This is a genomic window from Thauera sp. AutoDN2, from assembly GCF_051280715.1.
In the GTDB taxonomy this organism is placed as follows: Bacteria; Pseudomonadota; Gammaproteobacteria; order Burkholderiales; family Rhodocyclaceae; genus Thauera.
Window position 1 is genome coordinate 17,147 of the sequence record NZ_JBNCAR010000021.1, and the last position, 18,263, is coordinate 35,409.

The window sequence follows — 18,263 nt, forward strand, 5'->3', positions numbered from 1 at the left end:
CCTTAGACGCCTTGCTTCAGGCTCGCCGCAATGAAGTCGTCCAGGTCACCGTCCAGAATGGCCTGGGTGTTGCCGACCTCGTAGTTGGTACGCAGGTCCTTGATGCGCGACTGGTCCAGCACGTAGCTGCGGATCTGGTGGCCCCAGCCGATGTCGCTCTTGGAGTCTTCCAGCTTCTGCTGCTCGGACTGGCGCTTGCGCAGTTCGGCCTCGTACAGGCGCGCCTTCAGCATCGACATGGCCTCGGCCTTGTTCTTGTGCTGCGAGCGGTCGTTCTGGCACTGCACGACGATGCCGGTGGGCTCGTGGGTGATGCGCACCGCGGAGTCGGTCTTGTTGATGTGCTGGCCGCCCGCACCCGAGGCGCGGTAGGTGTCGATGCGCAGGTCGGCGGGGTTGATCTCGATCTCGATCGAGTCGTCGACCTCGGGGAACACGAACACCGAGGTGAAGCTGGTGTGGCGGCGCGCGTTGGAGTCGAACGGCGACTTGCGCACCAGGCGGTGGATGCCGGTCTCGGTGCGCAGGAAGCCATAGGCGTATTCGCCGGAGAACTTGATCGTGCAGTTCTTGATGCCTGCGACCTCGCCCTCGGTCTCTTCCATCAGCTCGACGGTGAAGCCCTTCTTTTCGCCGTAGCGCAGGTACATGCGCTCGAGCATGCCCGCCCAGTCCTGCGCCTCGGTACCGCCGGCGCCGGCCTGGATCTCGATGAAGCAGTTGTTCGGGTCCATTGGGTTGCTGAACATGCGGCGGAACTCGAGCTTCTCGATCGCCTCCTGCAACTCGACGAGGTCGGCTTCGACCGCCTCGAAGGTGTCGTCGTCGTCCTCGGCCTCGGCGAGCTCGTAGAGATCCTTGAGGTCGCGCGACTGCGCGTCGATCTGCTGCAGCGTCAGCACCACGTCTTCGAGCTGGCGCTTTTCCTTGCCAAGCTCCTGGGCACGTTCGGCGTTGTTCCAGACCGCCGGGTCTTCCAGTGCGCGGTTAACCTCTTCGAGCTTCGATGCTTTCACATCGTAGTCAAAGATACCTCCGTAGTTCGCGACCGCGGGCGGCGAGGTCGGCGAGTTTTTCGGCGATGGCGTTCTGGCGTTCGGCTTCCATGGCTGCGGCTCCGGCTGAATCTGGAAAACCGCGCATTATACCGGCCATGAGTCGATGGGCGTGTGTGGCATCGTTTCGTGCCGCATCGTTTCGCGGACGGCCATCGCAGTGCAGTGCAGCGCGGTGCGGGCGGACTTGTCAGCGACCTCGCGCCATACGAAGTCGCACGTCCGTGTGTGCGGTCGCGCGGGTTTCGTCCGGGCGGGTGCCCGGATCAGGCTGCCTCGAAGTGCTCCACCATCAACTGCACGCTCGACACCCCTTGGTATTCGTTGATGCCCAGCCGGTAGGCGGCGTGGATCTGTGCGGCCGCACCTTCGGCGTGGTTGAACTGGATGGCCTCGTAGCGGCTGCCCCCGCGCGAGAGCTCGAGCTTGAGGTGCTTGTCCTTGAGCAGGCGCTGGCGCTCGACGCGGAACACGTCGTCGAACACCGGCGCGGGAAAGCCCTGGCCCCAGATCTCGTTGTCGAGCATGCGCACGGCGTCGAGCGCAAAGTAGCCCGACTCCAGGCTGCCGTCCGTGTCGATGCGTCGCTCGAGTTGTGCGGGCTCGAGCAACTCGCTTACCACCTCCTCAAAGGCTGCGTCGAAGCGCGCGAGTTCCGATTCGCGGATGGTGAGTCCGGCCGCCATGGCGTGGCCGCCGAAGCGCACGATGAGGTCGGGCTGGCGCTTGGTGACGAGATCGAGCGCGTCGCGCAGGTGCAGGCCGGGGATCGAGCGCCCGGAGCCCTTGAGCTCGCCGTCGTTGGCACGGGCGAAGGCAATGGTGGGGCGGTGCAGCTTTTCCTTGATGCGGCCGGCGACGATGCCGATCACGCCCTGGTGCCAGTCGGGCTCGAACAACGCCACGGTGGCGCGGTTGCCGGAGCTTACTTCCCCATTGATCCCGGCCAGGCGCGCGAGCGCTTCTTCCTGCATGCCGGCTTCGATGCTGCGGCGTTCGCGGTTGAGCTTGTCGAGTTCCTGGGCGATGTTCATCGCGCGCCCGGCGTCGTCGGTGATCAGGCACTCGATGCCGAGGCTCATGTCGGATAGCCGCCCGGCGGCGTTCAGCCGTGGGCCGATCATGAAGCCGAGATCCATTGTGCTGGCGCGTGCCGGATCGCGTCCGGCAAGGGCGAAAAGCGCGCGGATACCGGCCTGCATGCGGCCGGCGCGCATGCGCGCAAGACCCTGTGCCACCAGGATGCGGTTGTTGCGGTCGAGCTTGACCACGTCGGCCACGGTGCCGAGCGCCACCAGGTCGAGCAGGTCGGCGAGGTTGGGCTCCGTGCCGCCGGCAAAGGCGCCGCGCTCGCGCAGTTCGGCGCGCAGCGCGAGCATCGTGTAGAACATCGCGCCGACGCCAGCCAGCGCCTTGCTCGGGAAATCGCAGCCGGGCTGGTTGGGGTTCACGATCACGTCGGCCTCGGGCAATACATCGCCGGGCAGGTGGTGGTCGGTGATCACGGTCGCCATGCCGTGCGCACGTGCCGCGGCGATGCCCTCGACGCTGGCGATGCCGTTGTCGACCGTGATCAGCACGTCGGGCTCGAGCCGCGCGGCGATCTCGACCATGGCGGGGGTGAGGCCGTAGCCCAAGGTGACGCGGTCGGGCACCAGGTAATGTACGTCGGCGCCGAAGGCGCGCAGCGCGCGCATGCCCACCGCGCAGGCGGTGGCGCCGTCGCAGTCATAGTCTGCGACGATTACCATGCGCGCGCCGGCCTCGATGGCGTCGGCGAGCAACACGGCGGCTTCCTGCGTCCCGGTCAGCGCTTCGGGTGGCAGCAGGTTCTTGAGGCGGGTGTCGAGCTCGTCGGCGCGAGCGATGCCGCGCGCGGCGTACAGGCGGGCGAGCAGCGGGTGCAGGCCGGCGTCCGCGAGGCGGGCGAAGGCTTGCTGCGATACGGGGCGGGACTGGATGCGGGTCATCGGTCGGAATGTGTATTCGGGGGCGAGGGCGGCCCGGAAGTCGTCAGCGGTGCCGGGGCAATCGACTTCAGCAGCGCCTCGAAAGCATAGGGTTTGCGCCAGAACTTCCAGCGGTCGCTGCCGCGGTTCTTGACCACCAGCGTGCCGCGGTCGCCTGGTGCGGTGATGCACAGGGTGTCGAGCTGGCCGCGCCGCAGCGCGTCGGCAAGCGGGGCGAACCAGTCGCGTTCGAGTGCCTGGAGGCCACGACGCCAGGCGTCGAGATCGAGCACCTGCGCGGGCCGGCGCAGGTCGTCCAGCACGACCAGCGTGTCCTGCTTCAACGCAGAAGCGAGGTTGGGTGCAGCGACCGGACATCGGCCGGCACGTGCGAGCCCGATGCTGAGCGGGTCGGTGGCCTGTACCAGGGCCGCCGGCGCCCGCGGCATGGGCTCGAGTTCCCCCGCGCCCCATAGCCACACGCTGTTGACGGGCCGCTGGCCGGATTCCTCGCGTGCCCGGCTGCGCGCGTGATTGTGCAGCACGATCTGCGCTTCGTTCATCGTGCGCTGCCACAGCCGAGCGTCCTCGCCCTCGGGGAGGAAGTGCTTCACCGGTCGGCCGACGACGTCGTCCAGGGGGTACAGCGTGACGTTCGTGGCCTTCGGCAACCGAAGATACCAGCGTGTCGGGGTGCAGGCCTCGAACGCCCCGAGGTCGGCGAAGATTTCATTGAGCGCAGCGACCAGTTCGGCGGCTTCCTCCGCCGCCAGCTGGCCGTCGTCGAAACCCTGCAGCAGCAGGTGCTCGCGGGCGAAGGAGAGGTTGACCGGGTCTGCGCATAGCCAGTGGCTGTCTTCGTCCGGGGGTTGCGCGCTCGTTTCGCCGAGGCGCCTGAGTGCAGCCAGGGGAAGTGGCGCGCCGTGCAAGCCGAACAGCCCTGCCCGTTGACCATCGTAGGGCTCGAAATCGCGCACCGAGCGCGACCCGCGGCCGAGCAGGGTGGCGAGCCCATCGAGCGTCAGCCCGGAAGCGGGGCCGAGCAGGGTTGCGGTAGGCCACAGCAGGCCGGGGATCAGGAGCTGGATCTGCATCGAAAGCGCATCATGGGGAGCGGCACGAGTCTAGCATGTGCAAGGGGGCATCTGCCGCGCGCCAGCCCGCGCCCGTGGTGGGCAGCGGCCCCGGATGAGCCTGTTGGGTGCGAGTTGACAGAAGCCGGCGCAAAGCCTTCAATTGATGCACATGAAAGAATCACATGATTGCATGGGGCCAGCATGAAGACGACGCCTTCCACCGCCCGCGAACCCACTGCCGCCTACGTCGCAGGGCGCGTCCTTGGCGGTGCGAGCATCGAGCACTACCTGCACGCAGCATCGGCCCTCGAGCGCGATCACATGGTGCGCGAGGGGTTTGATACGGGTTCGCTGGACGCGTTCGCCCACCGTTTCGGCCGCAGCGGACGCAGCCTCGCGCAGCTGCTGGGTGTGGCGCCGGCCACCTACGATCGCCGTGTGCGCGAGGGCAAGCCCCTGTCGCAGGATGACTCCGATCGCGTCGCCCGGCTGATCGATGTCGAACGCGCCGCTGCGCGCGTGTTCGGTGATGAGGCGGCGGCCCGCGAATGGCTGGCTGCGCCGATCCCGGCGCTCGGCGGCGCGATCCCCATCGAACTGCTCGCCACCACGCCGGGCCACCAGGCCGTGATGAACGCCCTGCGTCGCATCATGGCCGGCACTGCTGCCTGATGGCTGCGCGCAGGGCCACCTTGTGGCGGCTGGCGCAGGATTGGGTCGATCTCGAAACCGGGGTGCGCTTGTGCGTCGCGGAGGATTTCTCGTGTGCAGGCAACGGTGCGGCGGCCGTCGGCGGTCGTTGGAACAGCGTGGGCAGGCCGGTCATCTACCTGGCGGACAGCCTGGCCCTGGCGCAACTCGAGAAGCGCGTGCATACCCCGCTACGCCCGCCACGGGATCTGGTCGCGGTGGAGGCGACGCTGCCCGCTGCGGTCGTGGCCGCAGCCGAGACGGTCGTGCTTCCTGAAGGCTGGGATACGGACAACGTCGACTGGTCGGTGGGCCGCGCGGTGTCGCAGTGCGTTGGCGACGACTGGCTGGCGCGCGGCAGCACCTTGCTGCTGCGTGTGCCATCGGTGGTGGTGCCGGTGGGGTGGAATTACCTTCTCAACCCGGCGCATCCGGATGCGGGGCGGGTGAAGACGCGTCGGATCGAGTACAGGCCCGATGCGCGGCTGTGGTAAGGGGGAGGGGGCTTCAAGGGGGCTGAGCATGCACCTGGTGGCGATCCTGCCTGGCGCCAAGTCAGAGCCGCACGACCACGTCGGGTATGAGACCTGGATCTATGTGCTGGCAGGAACGGTGCTGACGCGCTGGGCCACGAAGCTCGAGCACGAGGTGATCAGCGAAGCCAGGGAGTTCCTGTTCGTCCCGGCAGGGGTGCCCCACGAGGCCGTCAGTCTGAGGGCCACTGAAGCGGCCTGTGCCGTGGTCGCGCGCAATCATCGGGCGGAGCAGGACCAGGTGGCGCCCTATGTAGTTGAGCAGTGGGCCAAGGGCATCAGAACCTCCCTGCGTCTCGCGCGAAACCGCTCGAAATAGCGCCGATGATGCCTCCAAGCCGGGCGACGAGCTGTAAATGCGTTTAGCGTCCGCGTAAAGCAGGAGAAGCAGCTGTCGGATTTTTTACAGTCGGCGCAGGTGCTGTGCTCCAGAGCCTGTAATGAGAATGCAACGCATTGATTGCAAACGAGGATGGCAAACGAGGATGGCAAACGAGGATCGAATGGTGCTTCACCCATCTCGAGGGTTGAGGCACTTGATGTTTGGTCAATCCTGTTCAGGCGGTCAGCGCCTTGCTTGCCCCGGCAAGGAAAACAGAGGTGGAGGTTTGTATGGGCGCATATCTTCGACTGCTCAGCCGATTCGTCCTTTGGGCTTCAGCCGCGCTGTTGATGCTCTCGACCTCCGTCATGGCGGCGCCCTATCGTGTGTTGCTCGAGTCCGATCAGGATACGTTGGGTGGAGCCGAGGTTTTCCTGGCCAGTTTCAATTCGCTGGACGATCTGCTGACCGGCAATCTCGCCGCGACCCAGGTATCGCAGCTCGGTATTGGTGCGGGTTTCTCGATCGCCGGTTTCTTGATCGAACCGACGGACAGCGGCAATGGGACCGGGAATGGGAATGGGACCATCCCTGAGCCGGGTACGCTTGCGCTGCTGGGCGTGGCGCTCGTTGGCCTTGCGCTCTCGTGCTGGCGGGCGGCAACGCGGTGGAGCCGCTGCTGTGTGGCACTTACGTCGACAAGCGCCTCGCCGGCATTCAGGCGGTGCAGACGTCGTCGTGCCTGAACCGCGCGCATCCAGGCAAGGACACGACCTACGTGGTCGACTTCGTGACTTCGTTAATGATCCGGACGAGGTCCTCGCCGCCTTCCGCGTCTATCACACCACGGCGGAACTGGCCGGCGTCAGCGATCCCGAGCAGATCTACACTCTGCGCGCCAATCTCGACGGCCTGGGCTTTTAAGACACGTTCGAGGTCGAGCACGTGGGCGAGGTGGCGCTGCGCGGCAAGGATCAGTCCGCGCTCGACGAGATCATCGCGCGGGTGAACCAGTTCTTCGTCGGCGAGCTCACCGAGGGTGACAAGCTGCTCTACGTGAACAACGCGCTCAAGGGCAGCGGCTCGAGTGCGAGACGCTGATCGAGCAGGCGGTGAACAGCACCAAGGAGCAGTTCGGCAACTCGCCGGATCTGGATGCAGCGATGGATGCGCTGTCGGCCTTCACCGCATGATCCAACAGGCTTTGGAAGACGAGATCCCCCGCGAACTGGCGTGGCTGAGCGGCTACGACAAGGCCTTCGCGCAGTTGGAAGCAGAGTTCGATCTGCCCCGGAAGGACTTGTCGGCCTGACCTGACACCCACCATACCTTTCGGTCGACGAGCAGCTATCAGGATGTGTCTGCCAATCGCGGCATCCGGCCAAGGACTGTCGGTTAGTCTCTTTGCTCCAAGGACACTCGAGCGGGAGCACCGCTGTGAAGCCTGCCGGATACCCAAGACGTATTCATCAGCCTGACCTGCCAGTCAGGTTGTACCAAGGTGAGCGGCAGCAAGGTGCCCAACTGCGGCCGCATGGCACTCAGTCCCAGCGAGTTGCAGGTCTCCACTTCATCGAACTGTTGGTATCGGCGCTGGCCGGACGGCCGGCGAAGCAACGCTTGTGTGACTCGTTCCCGAGGCTTTGAGCCACTCCCGCTTTTCGCCCACCTTCGCCCACACGTCCGCATCGGGCAGCGCCGGATGCGCCTCGACGATGCGCGGCCACGCCTTCGCCAGCGTGGCATTGAGCGCGAGGTATTCACGCTGCGCATCGGTGAGCTCACCTTCCGGCACGATCGCATCCACCGGGCATTCGGCCACGCACAAGGTGCAGTCGATGCACTCCTCCGGATCGATCACCAGGAAGTTCGGGCCTTCGCGGAAGGCATCGACGGGACACATGCTCACGCAATCCGTGTACTTGCAGCGGATGCACGCCTCGGTGACGACATGGGTCATGGCCTTTTCTCCTCGAACAGGGTCTCGAGCACGGGAAAGAGCTCCCGCTCCTCGAAGCGAACGTGATCGATCAGTGCCTGCCCGGCCTGCGCTTCGTCCCTGCCGCTCAGCGCCGCCGCGAAAAGAAGCCTGAGCTGGGCGTGCTCGGCGCGCAGCCGTTCGGCGAGCGCGCCGTGGCGATCCGTCTCGAGCAGCGGCAGCAGGTCGCGCTCCTCCTCCGCGAAATGGGCTTTGATGCCGGGAAGCTCGGCGCCGAGCTCGGCCCGGGCGCCGCCGGCGAGCAAGTGCCTGCCGAGACGCAGCGCGGTGTGATGCTCACGGGACAACTGGGCGAGGCGGGTGTGGCGCTTCATGGCGGATTCCTGTAATGACTCTTTTAAAGAAGAATTTAGAACTCCTCTTTAAAAGAGTCAACTGATGTGAATCTATTGTTGCTAGCATGCTGTTGGCAGTCACTTACCTGCACGCTCTGGCTATGAACATCACACAGCACAACGGCTACGCGCTTCGGGCCCTCATGTACCCCGGGGCCTGCCCCGAGCGGCGCGTCACCGTCAAGGAACTGGCCGAGCGCCGGACCGAAACCAAGGCCGGTGCCAAGGCCTTTCGGGGGGCTGTGCTATGTTGGAAAAACAGTGGAGGGGAAGCGATGAAGATCCGTCAGGCCATGAGCTGGGAGTGGGACGCGATCGCCGGCATCGCCGCCGCCTTCGTGGCCATCGTTCTGCACCTGCTGCACATCGTCGATGAGACGGTCGTGCTTCCGATCCTGCTGGCGCTCGTGGGCCTGCTGTTCATCAATTTCATGCGCCACAGCCGCAACAACGAGCTGACCGCCGAGCAGGTCGAGCGCATGGGGCATACGGTCGACAGCCTGAAGGCCGCACTCGTGCGTCCGGGCTTGGCCCTGATCGGGCCGCGCCAGTTGCAGACGGCGTATCACCGCTTCCTGCTTGCGATGAGCGGAGACTCGATCTGGTTCAACGTGTGCCTGTCGATGTACCGCACCCCCGCGCTCTTCGACGCCCTGCTGCGACCGGCCATCGACAACCCGGCGGTCGGGTCGATCCAGTTCGTGCTCGATGAAAGCCAGCGCGAGCTGTGGGACAGCACGATCGCGCCCCAGATCGCCGCTTGCGCCGGTCATGCGCGTGTTCGCCCGCCACGCTGGTGCAAGCTGGAGCGCACACTCTCCTTTATTCTCGCGGACAGCCAGCACAGCGGCGGTTGCGAGGCCCTGCTGAGCTTCTGGGGCGAACCCTTCATGGCCCAGGCGACCGGGCGGGACGTACCGCGCTTCGTGTTCCACGTACACGAGCACTCCGAGTTGCTGCCTCACCTGCTCGAACTCGAAGGCTGCAGCGCCCACTTTCGTTTGCGCGCGCGGTGAAGGGAACGCAGCAGGGCGCGGTGTTTCAGGATGAATGCCGCAGCAGCGCCAGGCGGATGTGCTCGATCGCGCGCGAGGGGCTCAGGCCTTTCGGGCAGACCTCGGTGCAGTTCATGATCGTGCGGCAGCGGTAGAGGCGATAGACGTCGTCGAGAAAGTCCAGGCGCTCGGCGGTGGCGGTGTCGCGGCTGTCGGCGATGAAGCGGTAGGCCTGCAACAGCCCCGCAGGCCCGATGAACTTGTCCGGATTCCACCAGTAGGACGGGCAGAACGCGCTGCAGCAGGCGCACAGGATGCATTCATACAGCCCGTTCAGGCGCTCGCGCTCGGTCGGGCTCTGCAGCCGTTCGCGTTCGGGCAGGGGGTCGTCGTTGATCAGCCAGGGCTGGATGGAGTGGTAGTGGGCGAAGAACTGCGTCATGTCCACGATCAGGTCGCGGATCACCGGAAAGCCGGGCAGCGGGCGCAGCACGATCGGCTCCTTCAGCCCGTCGAGCGCGGTCAGGCAGGCGAGGCCGTTGCGGCCGTTGATGTTCATCGCGTCCGAGCCGCACACGCCCTCGCGGCACGAGCGCCGGAACGACAGGCTGTCGTCCTGCACGCGCAGCCGCATCAGCAGGTCGAGCAGCTTCTTGTCACCCGCCTCCGGCTGCACGTCATAGGCCTGCATTCGCGGCGGATCGCCCGTCTCCGGGTCGTAGCGATAGATGCTCAGTTTCATGTCCGTCCCTTCGCCGCTCAGGCGGTGAGCGCCACCGTGGCCAGGCTCAACAGCACGCGCACCAGCACGCCGAGCAGCACGATCGCGATCAGGCTCAGCACCGCCAGCCGCAGTCCGCGCGGCTGGATGTAGTCGAGCACGATGTCGCGCATCCCGACCCAGGCGTGCGCGCACAAGGCGCCGAACAGCAGCGCGATCAGCGGCCCGCCCAGCACGCCGCCGGCGAAGGCGCGCCACCCGGCGAAATCGAGCGGCGACGCAAAGGGCAGCGCAAGCACGCCGAACACGATCAGCACCAGCAGCAGCAAGGCGCTGATGCGCTGCACCACCCATGCCCGCTGGCCGTCGTACAGCCTCATGTCAGCCCCCAGACGAGAATCACCAGCGTGAGTGCAGGCGCTGCGACCAGGACCAGGCGCGCACTGGTTCGTGCCCGCACAAGCTCGCTGCCCACGCCGACGTCCATCAGCAGGTGGCGAACCCCGGCCAGCACGTGATGCATGAGCGCCCACAACAGCACCGCCGCCGTCACGCCCCATAAGGGCGACGAAAACAGATCGCGCGCCGCCACGAAACCCGCCTCGGTGCGCAGCGAGGCGTCGAGCATCAGGGCAACGACGGGCAGGGCAATGAACAGCAGCACCCCTGCCACCCGATGCGCGATCGACGCGATCGCACCGATCGGAAAGCGGATCTGCGCCAGATTCAGGAATACCGGCAAGCGACGAGAATGCCTTTCCATATGGGCCCCCCGACAGTTCGAGCCTCCGCCAGCGGCGGCGGAATGGCTCGTATTCGAACCATAGACCACAGGTTGACGCAGTGCCGGCCGCTGCCATGCCCGCGCGCCTTTGGATACGCTCTGCGGGGTGGAGGCCTGCGTCAATTAGCCGGGTGAGGCGCAGCCGGAAGGCCGGGAATCAGAAGCACGACCATCGTTGCAGCCCAAGCCAGGACTCCCCCTTGAATTGCGACGAGGCCAAGCTCGAGTGCAACGATGTCTTCTCGGATTCCCAGCACGCAGCGCGCGCCCCTCTTCAGCAGTGCGACTGAAGCGCCGATTGCCAGTATTGGGATCGCCAGAACGGGAAGGATCTCGTCCTGGATGAGCGCCAAGGACGACAGCCAAAGTGGCAACAGGGACACCGTCGTAAGCATGAATGCATCGCGCGCGCTCGCTTTTGCGCCACGTGTCCCTGCAACCGCCCTGACCAACCACAGAACCATCAGGAAACCCACCAGTTGCGCGGCAATCAGCGCCAATTCGACGAACTGCCAACCCGAGGCTGAAAGCGCAGGCAAGTAGTGCGCAGAGCCGAGATCCGTGGCGTGCAACAGTATGGCGGGGGGCACCATCGCTGCCGGAAGCGCCAGCCCGAAGGCGGTCGCGATCAACGACGGCGGACGGCGGGAGATCTCGCCCCAAGCAGCATCAGAGGACCAGAGCATTGGCGGCAGGTGAAGGGGCAACATGATCGATCGGGAGCGGGGAGAGCTGAAGGAGATCTTTTATATCACGGCATGATGTAAAGTGTCGCTGTTCTTTTTTTGGGCGGGCTCCGCGTTGGCCCCAAAGGCACGGCAGCGAGGCACACCAGCGCGAACCCCTCGACATCCGAAGGAGAGCATGACATGCGCAAATCCTTCCCCTTGAATCCAAAGCAACCCGAACGTATCTGCTGGGGATGCGACAAGTATTGCGCGACCGATGCGCGCGGCTGTGGAAACGGTTCTGGTCGAACGATGCATCCTGCCGAGATGCTTGGGGAGGACTGGTACCTGCACGGTGACTGGGGGCTGGAAGTCGACACCAGCACGGGTCGCGGAGCGTCTTGAAAAGGGCGCCTGCGGCATTCGTTGCGTAATAACAAGGGGCAGGCGGAGTGGAGGACAGACAGGTCGGAGCCAGTGAACAAAGCTGAACAGTAGTCGTGTCAGTTCGCAGGATGAAGAAGCTGCCCTTCGCCGTCGCCTCAGGGACAAATGGCAGGTGACTTGCACCTTGCGGCGTGACTTAACCCGCCCGCGCCCGGGTTGGACGCCGGATCATGGTCCGGGACGAGCGTGGCGGGCGGTACCCGGCGGGTAGGGGCGTAACGGTGGCGCACCGGCCCGTTACGCCCTATACAATGGCGCCCATCATGCGATCAAATCCTGCCTCCAGTGCCGCGCTTTCCGTTGTCGAATCAGAGGTTTCCAGCATCGTCGACGGTGCAGTCGCGGGCCGCCGCGCTGCGCCCTTCCTGCCCATGTCGCGCAAGGAGATGGACGCGCTCGGTTGGGACCAGTGCGACGTCATCCTGGTGACCGGCGACGCCTACATCGACCATCCCAGCTTCGGCATGGCGCTGGTGGGGCGCCTGCTGGAGGCGCACGGATTCCGTGTCGGCATCCTCAGCCAGCCGGACTGGCATTCGGCCGAGCCTTTCCGCGCACTGGGCAAGCCGCGTCTGTATTTCGGCATCACCGCCGGCAACATGGATTCGCTGGTCAATCGCTACACCTCGGATCGCAAGATCCGCTCCGAGGATGCCTACACGCCCAACGCCGAGGCGGGCAAGCGGCCCGATCGCGCGGTCACGGTCTATGCGCAGCGCGCCCGGGAGGCCTTCCCCGGTACGCCGATCGTCATCGGCAGCATCGAGGCCTCGCTGCGCCGGATCGCGCATTACGATTACTGGTCGGACAAGGTGCGGCGCTCGGTGCTGCCGGACTCGAAGGCCGACATCCTGCTGTTCGGTAATGCCGAGCGTGCGCTGGTGGCGCTGACCCACAGGCTGGCAGCGGGCGAGCCGATCGAGGCGATCCGTGACCTGCGCGGCACGGCCTTCATGGTCAAGCCCGGCTGGCAGCCGTCGAACGAATGGCACGAGGTCGATTCGCTCGCGCTCGACAGACCGGGCCGCATCGATGCGCATCCCGACCCTTACGCGATGGAGCCGACGGCCGCCGCGCCCAAGGCTGCCGCCGACGGTGCGCAGCCGGTGCGCATCGTGCCGGCGGCCGAGCGAGTGGCCGCGCGCCGCGCCGACCGCGCGCGCACGGTGATCCGGCTGCCGTCCTACGAGCAGGTGAAGGACGACCTGGTGATGTACGCCCACGCCTCTCGGGTGTTCCACCTCGAATCCAACCCGGGCAACGCGCGCGCGCTGGTGCAGTGTCACGGCGAAGGGCCGGGTGCGCGCGAGGTGTGGATCAATCCGCCGCCGGTGCCGCTGACCACGCCCGAGATGGACTTCGTCTACGACCGCCCCTACGTCCGCGCACCGCACCCGAGTTACGGCGATGCACGCATCCCGGCCTGGGACATGATCAAGTTCTCGATCAACATCATGCGCGGCTGTTTCGGCGGCTGCACCTTCTGTTCGATCACCGAGCACGAGGGGCGCATCATCCAGAGCCGCTCGCACGAATCGATCCTCCACGAGATCGAGGAGATCCGCGACAAGTCACCCGACTTCAAGGGCCACATCACCGACCTCGGCGGGCCGACCGCCAACATGTACCGCATGGCCTGCAAGAGCAAGGCGATCGAGGAGAACTGCCGCCGACTGTCCTGCGTGTATCCGGGCATCTGCGAGAACCTCGACACCGACCATTCCTCGCTGGTCGAGCTCTACCGCAAGGCGCGTGCGGTGCCCGGGGTCAAGCGCATCACCATCGGCTCGGGACTGCGCTACGACCTCGCGGTGCGTTCACCGGAGTACGTCAAGGAACTGGTCACCCATCACGTCAGCGGTTTGCTCAAGATCGCGCCCGAACACACCGAGGAGAACACGCTCTCCAAGATGATGAAGCCGGGCATCGGCGCGTATGAGGAATTCCGCCAGATGTTCGACAAGTTCTCGGCGCAGGCGGGAAAGAAGCAGCATCTGGTGCCGTACTTCATCGCTGCGCATCCGGGCACGACCGACGAGGACATGCTGAACCTGGCGCTGTGGTTGAAGAAGAACAACTTCCGCCTCGACCAGGTGCAGACCTTCCTGCCCACGCCAATGGCGCTGGCGACCACGATGTACCACGCGCGCAAGAACCCGCTGAAGAAGGTCTCGGCCGATTCCGAGGTTGTGGAAACGGCTCGTGCGGGGAAGATCCGCAAGCTGCACAAGGCCTTCCTGCGCTGGCACGACCCGGAAAACTGGCCGACCCTGCGCGAGGGGCTGACGCAGATGGGGCGCGCAGACCTGATCGGCAACGGCCCGCACTGCCTCGTTCCGCGCCACCAGCCTGGCGCAGCGCTTGCGGCAGGGGCGCGAAAGGAGAAAGGCGGGCACTGTGCCCGCAAGAAGGTGCCGAGCAGTGCGCCCGCGAGCACACCCAAGAGCGGATCCAAGCCCACAGCCGGAAACCCCCCGCAGGTCGGGAGGCCGCGCCGCGGCCGAGCCTGACGACTACGCGATCGCCTGCGGCGTGGTTGCGAAGCGGTTGCGCCCGCCGGCCTTGGCGCGGTACATCGCCTCGTCCGCACGGCGCAACAGGTCTTCGGCGCGCTCGTCCGCACCGCTGAAGCCGCTGATGCCGATGCTTGGCGTGTTGTGGCAGGCCTTGCCGTCGAGAATGAAGGGGCGGTTGAGCGCTGCGAGGACGTTCTCGGCGATATGCTGGGCCTTTTCGCTGGCTTCTGCGCCGGTGTCGCCCAGGTCTTCGAGCATCACCACGAACTCGTCCCCGCCCAGCCGGGCAACGGTGTCGCCTTCGCGGACGCTTTGCCGCAGCCGCGTGCCGACTTCACACAGGAGCTGGTCACCCGCGTCGTGCCCGTGCATGTCGTTGACCATCTTGAAGTGATCCAGATCGACGAAGAGCAGGGCACCATGACGCCCGCTGCGGCGACTGTTGGCAATGCCCTGACGCAGGCGGTCGAGCAGGAAGCGGCGGTTGGGCAACTGCGTCAGCGTGTCCACGAAGGCCAGGTTGCGCACGGCTTCGACTGCAGCGCGCTGTTCGGTGATGTCCACGATCACGCCGTCCAGCCATTGCGCCTGCCCCGTGGCATCGACATGCGCTTGCCCGCGCTCACTGACCCAGCGCTGCCGCCCGCTGCGGTCGATGATGCGGTATTCGATTTCGTAGGGGCTGCGTGTGGCGATCGCCTGCTCGATCCGCGTGGACACGTGCGGGATGTCATTCTCGGCCATGAAGTCGCCAAAGGTGAGCTCCCCGTTCATGAAACGCAGTGCGTCTGCTCCCGTGAGGCCTTCGATGCGCTGGTTGACGTGAATGAAGCGCCATGGGGCTCGGGGCTCGGAGCGGAACACCACCCCCGGCACGTTTTCCACCAGGGTGCGGAACTGCTCGCGGCTGTCGGCCAGCCGCGTCGCGGCGGTGGACATGCGCTGGCGGTGATGCGCATTGATGTAAAGCATTGCGAACAGCAACAGGTCAAGGGCGAGGCCGCCCACCAGTACAAGCGCAGGCGTGCGGTTGACCGCCAGGGTCTCGAAGTGCCTTGTGCTGCTGAAGCGTGCGACCCAGGTGCGCCCGCCGAACTCGACCGGCAGCGTGGCGCTGAATGCCGAGGCATGCCCGTCCGGCACGTTCGAGAACATCCGCTGGTGCTCGCCAACGCTGCCGTCGAAGAGCTCCACGCCCATCGCGCCGGGAGATACGCCGAACACGCGCTCCATGATCCTCTGCGTCTGAAATGCGCCGAAGACGTAGCCCTGCAGCTTGTTATCCGGTGAGGGTGAGGCTTCTGCGTCCGCATGGGCGGTGTAGACGGGGAGATAGATCAGGAACCCCGGCATGGGCCGCTCCGGAGCGCTCTGGATCAGCATCACCGCTTCGCTCAGCGTCGTGGTGCCGCTGTCGCGAGCGGCTTCCATTGCAGCCCTGCGCTTGGGCTCGGTCAGCATGTCGTAGCCGAAGGCGGGGGCATTCACTGCGTCGAGCGGCGAGATGAATACGATGCTGCTTTGCGTGTCGTTCTCGGTTTCCGGATGGATGCGAAAGCCGGGGAAGCCTTCTGCGCGCACCGCGCGCTCGACCGTTGCGCGCTTGTCCGCGCCGAACACCGGGGCGTAGCCGATGGATTGTACGCCCGGAAGAAAGCGCTTCAGGTCGAGGGTTTCGATATAGGCGCTCCACTCCCAGCGGTCCACGCGTTCGCTCCCCGCGAATAATCCGGCGACCCCGCGCAGCATCTGTTCATAGGCCTCGAGTTTCGATAGCAGCAGCCCGTGCTCGATTTCAGCGCGCAGCCGAAAGCGCTCCTGGGTGCGGCTTTCGAACTGCAGGTCGAAATGACGCCACGTCACCAGCGTCACCGCGAGCGCAAGGCTCAGTGCCACACAGGCAACCGACTTGCGGTCCAGCAGGGTGAAGCCGGTCTGGAATGAGGCTGGCTTTGGGGTCGCCACGCTCATGGGCATTCATCCTCGATTGCATGTCTGCAGTTTTCCACGATTCCCACCGAGGAGCCAGTCGCCTCCTCGAACTATAGAGGACGGATCGTGACGATGCTTACATTCACATGCCTTTCGGGCTCGCCAGTGCGGTCCTGGCCGTGCACAATTCGGGCCCTTGCCATGTGGAACCGGGACCCGAACACTCCGATGCGCTACGAATTTCTCGTCGGCCTGCGCTACACGCGCTCGCGCAAGCGGGCGCAGGGACGCAACCGCTTCATCTCGTTCATCTCCCTTGTGTCGATGTTCGGCATTGCGCTGGGGGTCGCCGCGCTGATTGTGGTGCTTTCGGTGATGAACGGCTTTCAGGAAGAACTGCGCACGCGCATCCTGGGCGTGGCCTCGCATGTGCAGGTACACAGCCCGGAGGGTGGCTTGCTGCGCTGGCAACAGGTTGCCGACGACTCGATGCGCCACCCCTCGGTGCTGGCCGCTGCGCCCTACGTGCAGGAGCAGGGCATGCTTTCGTTCGACGAGGGCGTGCGTGGCACCATCGTGCGCGGCGTGATTCCGGCCGAGGAGGACAAGGTGGCCGATTTTGCCCGCTACATGCAGGTGGGCAGCTTCGACGCGCTGCAGCCCGGGCGTTTCGGAATCGTGCTGGGGCGGGATCTGGCGTTTGCGCTGCGCGCGCGGCTTGGCGACAAGATTACGCTGATCGCGCCCCAGGGACTGGTGACCCCCGCCGCGGTGCTGCCGCGGGTGAAGCAGTTCGAGGTGGTGGGCATCTTCGAGGCCGGCATGTACGAATATGACTCGGGGCTGGCCCTGGTGCATATGGCCGACGCTCAGGCCCTGTACCGGCTTGGCGACGCCGTGAGCGGGGTGCGCCTCAAGCTCGACGATCTGTTCGGCGCGCCGCGCGTGGCGCGCGAACTGGCGCTGAGCATCACCGAGCCGGGGCTCATCGTGTCCGACTGGACGCGCAGCCATGCCAACTTCTTCCGTGCCGTGGCGCTGGAGAAGACGATGATGACGCTGATCCTGTTCCTGATCGTGGCGGTGGCGGCCTTCAACATCGTGTCCACGCTGGTGATGGCAGTGCAGGAGAAATACGCCGACATCGCCATCCTGCGCACCCTCGGTGCGAGCCCGGGCTCGATCATGACGATCTTCGTGCTGCAGGGGTCGATCATCGGCCTGGTGGGGCTTGCGGCGGGGGTGATCGGAGGGCTGGCGATCGCCAACAATCTCGATGTCGTGATTCCTGCGCTGGAGGCGCTGACCGGCGCAACCCTGTGGAACAAGGAAATCTATTACATCAACGAACTGCCCTCGAAAGTGCTCGGCGCGGATGTGGTGACCATCGTCTCGGTCTCCTTCGTGCTCACGTTGCTGGCCGCGCTGTACCCAAGTTGGCGGGCCTCGCGGGTCAATCCGGCGGAGGCGCTGCGTTATGAGTGAGGCCATGGGCAGGACCGGCGAGCAGGCTTCCGTGGTGGCCTGCTCGGGGCTCTCGAAGCATTTTCGCGAGGGGGTCGATGCGGTGCGGGTGCTCGATGGGATCGACCTCGAGGTGCGGCGCGGCGAGCGGATCGCGATCGTAGGTGCTTCCGGTTCCGGCAAGAGCACGCTGATGCACTTGCTCGGCGGGCTGGACGTGCCCAGCGCGGGCAGCGTGCGGCTGATGGGGCAGGACTTTTCCGGGTTATCGGAAACGGCGCGCGGCCGCCTGCGCAACGAGGCGCTTGGTTTCGTCTACCAGTTCCACCACCTCCTGCCCGAGTTCTCCGCGCTCGAGAACGTCGCGATGCCGCTCTACATCCGGCGCGTGCCACGCGCCGAGGCCGACGAGCGCGCTGCGCAGATGCTCGGCGAGGTGGGTCTCGCACATCGCCTCGACCACGCGCCGGGCGAGCTTTCGGGTGGCGAGCGCCAGCGTGCGGCGATCGCTCGGGCGCTGGTGTCGCAGCCCGCCTGTGTGCTGGCGGACGAACCCACCGGAAACCTCGACCGGCGCACCGCCGAGACGGTGTTCGAGCTGATGCTCTCGCTCAACGAGCGGCTGGCGACGAGTTTCGTGATCGTCACTCATGACGAGGCGCTCGCGGCCCGCGCGCAACGGGTGCTCCGTCTTGTGGACGGGCGTTTGTGCTGATTTACCGAGCCACTTTTCGCAAATCTTAAAGTTTCCGCGGGGGCTGTCGATAGACAATTCAT

22 protein-coding genes are annotated in these 18,263 nt (G+C 65.7%); 12 read left to right on the plus strand and 10 right to left on the minus strand.

All coding sequences use genetic code 11. The features are described from left to right. Nucleotides 1–2 precede the first annotated feature (2 nt). The 3 genes from prfB to ACPT9U_RS11950 form a co-directional block, all read right to left on the minus strand. Nucleotides 3–1,107, minus strand: a protein-coding gene (gene prfB / locus ACPT9U_RS11940; protein WP_418363215.1) for a peptide chain release factor 2 whose coding sequence is annotated in 2 segments (ribosomal slippage) — nucleotides 3–1,025 and nucleotides 1,027–1,107 — 1,104 coding nt in all. Because the reading frame shifts where the segments join, the coding sequence is not laid out codon by codon here. Between the two features lie 214 nt (nucleotides 1,108–1,321). Further along, nucleotides 1,322–3,025 (minus strand): single-stranded-DNA-specific exonuclease RecJ, encoded by a 1,704-nt coding sequence (recJ, locus tag ACPT9U_RS11945; protein WP_435751092.1) that lies wholly within the window; start codon nucleotides 3,023–3,025, stop codon nucleotides 1,322–1,324. Beyond that, the gene (locus ACPT9U_RS11950) at nucleotides 3,022–4,098 is read right to left on the minus strand and encodes a hypothetical protein (RefSeq protein WP_435751093.1); all 1,077 of its coding nucleotides are present in this window, start codon (nucleotides 4,096–4,098) and stop codon (nucleotides 3,022–3,024) included. Before ACPT9U_RS11950 ends, recJ begins: the two co-directional genes overlap by 4 nt. A 183-nt stretch (nucleotides 4,099–4,281) precedes the next feature. Between ACPT9U_RS11950 and parS the strand changes: the two genes are divergently transcribed. The 7 genes from parS (at nucleotide 4,282) to ACPT9U_RS11985 (ending at nucleotide 6,937) form a co-directional block, all read left to right on the plus strand. Further along, nucleotides 4,282–4,752, plus strand: coding sequence for a type II RES/Xre toxin-antitoxin system antitoxin (gene parS, locus ACPT9U_RS11955; RefSeq protein ID WP_435751094.1), 471 nt, complete (start codon nucleotides 4,282–4,284; stop codon nucleotides 4,750–4,752). Then, the gene (locus ACPT9U_RS11960) at nucleotides 4,752–5,264 is read left to right on the plus strand and encodes an RES family NAD+ phosphorylase (protein ID WP_435751095.1); all 513 of its coding nucleotides are present in this window, start codon (nucleotides 4,752–4,754) and stop codon (nucleotides 5,262–5,264) included. Before parS ends, ACPT9U_RS11960 begins: the two co-directional genes overlap by 1 nt. 28 nt (nucleotides 5,265–5,292) lie before the next feature. Further along, a complete protein-coding gene (locus ACPT9U_RS11965) occupies nucleotides 5,293–5,622 on the plus strand; it encodes a cupin domain-containing protein (RefSeq protein ID WP_435751096.1) in 330 nt (109 codons plus the stop codon). A 293-nt stretch (nucleotides 5,623–5,915) separates the two neighbouring features. After that, on the plus strand, nucleotides 5,916–6,371 hold the full coding sequence (locus tag ACPT9U_RS11970; protein WP_435751098.1) for a PEP-CTERM sorting domain-containing protein: 456 nt from the start codon (nucleotides 5,916–5,918) through the stop codon (nucleotides 6,369–6,371). After that, nucleotides 6,364–6,549 carry a hypothetical protein gene (locus tag ACPT9U_RS11975; protein WP_435751099.1) on the plus strand — a complete coding sequence of 62 codons (186 nt, stop codon included), beginning with the start codon at nucleotides 6,364–6,366 and terminating at the stop codon, nucleotides 6,547–6,549. The genes ACPT9U_RS11970 and ACPT9U_RS11975 overlap by 8 nt, the downstream gene beginning before the upstream one ends. A gap of 21 nt (nucleotides 6,550–6,570) precedes the next feature. Next, entirely contained in the window at nucleotides 6,571–6,726 is a 156-nt protein-coding gene (locus ACPT9U_RS11980; protein ID WP_435751100.1) for a hypothetical protein, read from the plus strand. Between the two features lie 88 nt (nucleotides 6,727–6,814). Then, entirely contained in the window at nucleotides 6,815–6,937 is a 123-nt protein-coding gene (locus ACPT9U_RS11985) for a hypothetical protein (RefSeq protein ID WP_435751101.1), read from the plus strand. Nucleotides 6,938–7,195: 258 nt separating this feature from the next. Here the strand turns inward: ACPT9U_RS11985 and fdxA are convergent, their stop codons facing one another. Then, a complete protein-coding gene (gene fdxA, locus ACPT9U_RS11990) occupies nucleotides 7,196–7,585 on the minus strand; it encodes a ferredoxin FdxA (protein ID WP_435751102.1) in 390 nt (129 codons plus the stop codon). After that, entirely contained in the window at nucleotides 7,582–7,938 is a 357-nt protein-coding gene (locus tag ACPT9U_RS11995; RefSeq protein WP_435751103.1) for a hemerythrin domain-containing protein, read from the minus strand. Before ACPT9U_RS11995 ends, fdxA begins: the two co-directional genes overlap by 4 nt. A 122-nt stretch (nucleotides 7,939–8,060) precedes the next feature. Here ACPT9U_RS11995 and ACPT9U_RS12000 point away from each other — a divergent pair, with 122 nt between their 5' ends. After that, on the plus strand, nucleotides 8,061–8,975 hold the full coding sequence (locus tag ACPT9U_RS12000; RefSeq protein WP_435751104.1) for a hypothetical protein: 915 nt from the start codon (nucleotides 8,061–8,063) through the stop codon (nucleotides 8,973–8,975). Between the two features lie 25 nt (nucleotides 8,976–9,000). On the opposite strand, the gene ACPT9U_RS12005 is transcribed toward ACPT9U_RS12000, so the two are convergent. From ACPT9U_RS12005 to ACPT9U_RS12020, 4 genes are all read right to left on the minus strand, one after another. Further along, nucleotides 9,001–9,696: a succinate dehydrogenase iron-sulfur subunit gene (locus ACPT9U_RS12005; protein WP_435751106.1), complete on the minus strand. Its 696-nt coding sequence runs from the start codon at nucleotides 9,694–9,696 to the stop codon at nucleotides 9,001–9,003. A gap of 17 nt (nucleotides 9,697–9,713) precedes the next feature. Further along, nucleotides 9,714–10,055, minus strand: coding sequence for a succinate dehydrogenase, hydrophobic membrane anchor protein (gene sdhD / locus ACPT9U_RS12010; protein ID WP_435751107.1), 342 nt, complete (start codon nucleotides 10,053–10,055; stop codon nucleotides 9,714–9,716). Beyond that, nucleotides 10,052–10,438 (minus strand): succinate dehydrogenase, cytochrome b556 subunit, encoded by a 387-nt coding sequence (sdhC, locus tag ACPT9U_RS12015; protein WP_435751108.1) that lies wholly within the window; start codon nucleotides 10,436–10,438, stop codon nucleotides 10,052–10,054. Before sdhC ends, sdhD begins: the two co-directional genes overlap by 4 nt. A gap of 140 nt (nucleotides 10,439–10,578) precedes the next feature. Continuing rightward, on the minus strand, nucleotides 10,579–11,169 hold the full coding sequence (locus ACPT9U_RS12020) for a DUF1282 domain-containing protein (protein WP_435751109.1): 591 nt from the start codon (nucleotides 11,167–11,169) through the stop codon (nucleotides 10,579–10,581). 159 nt (nucleotides 11,170–11,328) lie between these two features. On the opposite strand from ACPT9U_RS12020, the gene ACPT9U_RS12025 reads away from it, so the two are divergent. Together ACPT9U_RS12025 and ACPT9U_RS12030 are read left to right on the plus strand one after the other, a co-directional pair. Then, a complete protein-coding gene (locus tag ACPT9U_RS12025; RefSeq protein ID WP_435751110.1) occupies nucleotides 11,329–11,532 on the plus strand; it encodes a DUF3079 domain-containing protein in 204 nt (67 codons plus the stop codon). Nucleotides 11,533–11,945: 413 nt separating this feature from the next. Next, nucleotides 11,946–14,084 carry a YgiQ family radical SAM protein gene (locus ACPT9U_RS12030; RefSeq protein ID WP_435751123.1) on the plus strand — a complete coding sequence of 713 codons (2,139 nt, stop codon included), beginning with the start codon at nucleotides 11,946–11,948 and terminating at the stop codon, nucleotides 14,082–14,084. Between the two features lie 3 nt (nucleotides 14,085–14,087). Here the strand turns inward: ACPT9U_RS12030 and ACPT9U_RS12035 are convergent, their stop codons facing one another. After that, complete coding sequence (locus tag ACPT9U_RS12035; protein WP_435751111.1) at nucleotides 14,088–16,061, minus strand: CHASE domain-containing protein; 1,974 nt, start codon at nucleotides 16,059–16,061, stop codon at nucleotides 14,088–14,090. 189 nt (nucleotides 16,062–16,250) lie between these two features. Between ACPT9U_RS12035 and ACPT9U_RS12040 the strand changes: the two genes are divergently transcribed. After that, nucleotides 16,251–17,507, plus strand: coding sequence for a lipoprotein-releasing ABC transporter permease subunit (locus tag ACPT9U_RS12040; protein ID WP_435751112.1), 1,257 nt, complete (start codon nucleotides 16,251–16,253; stop codon nucleotides 17,505–17,507). Continuing rightward, entirely contained in the window at nucleotides 17,500–18,201 is a 702-nt protein-coding gene (lolD, locus tag ACPT9U_RS12045; protein WP_435751113.1) for a lipoprotein-releasing ABC transporter ATP-binding protein LolD, read from the plus strand. Before ACPT9U_RS12040 ends, lolD begins: the two co-directional genes overlap by 8 nt. Nucleotides 18,202–18,263: the final 62 nt, after the last annotated feature.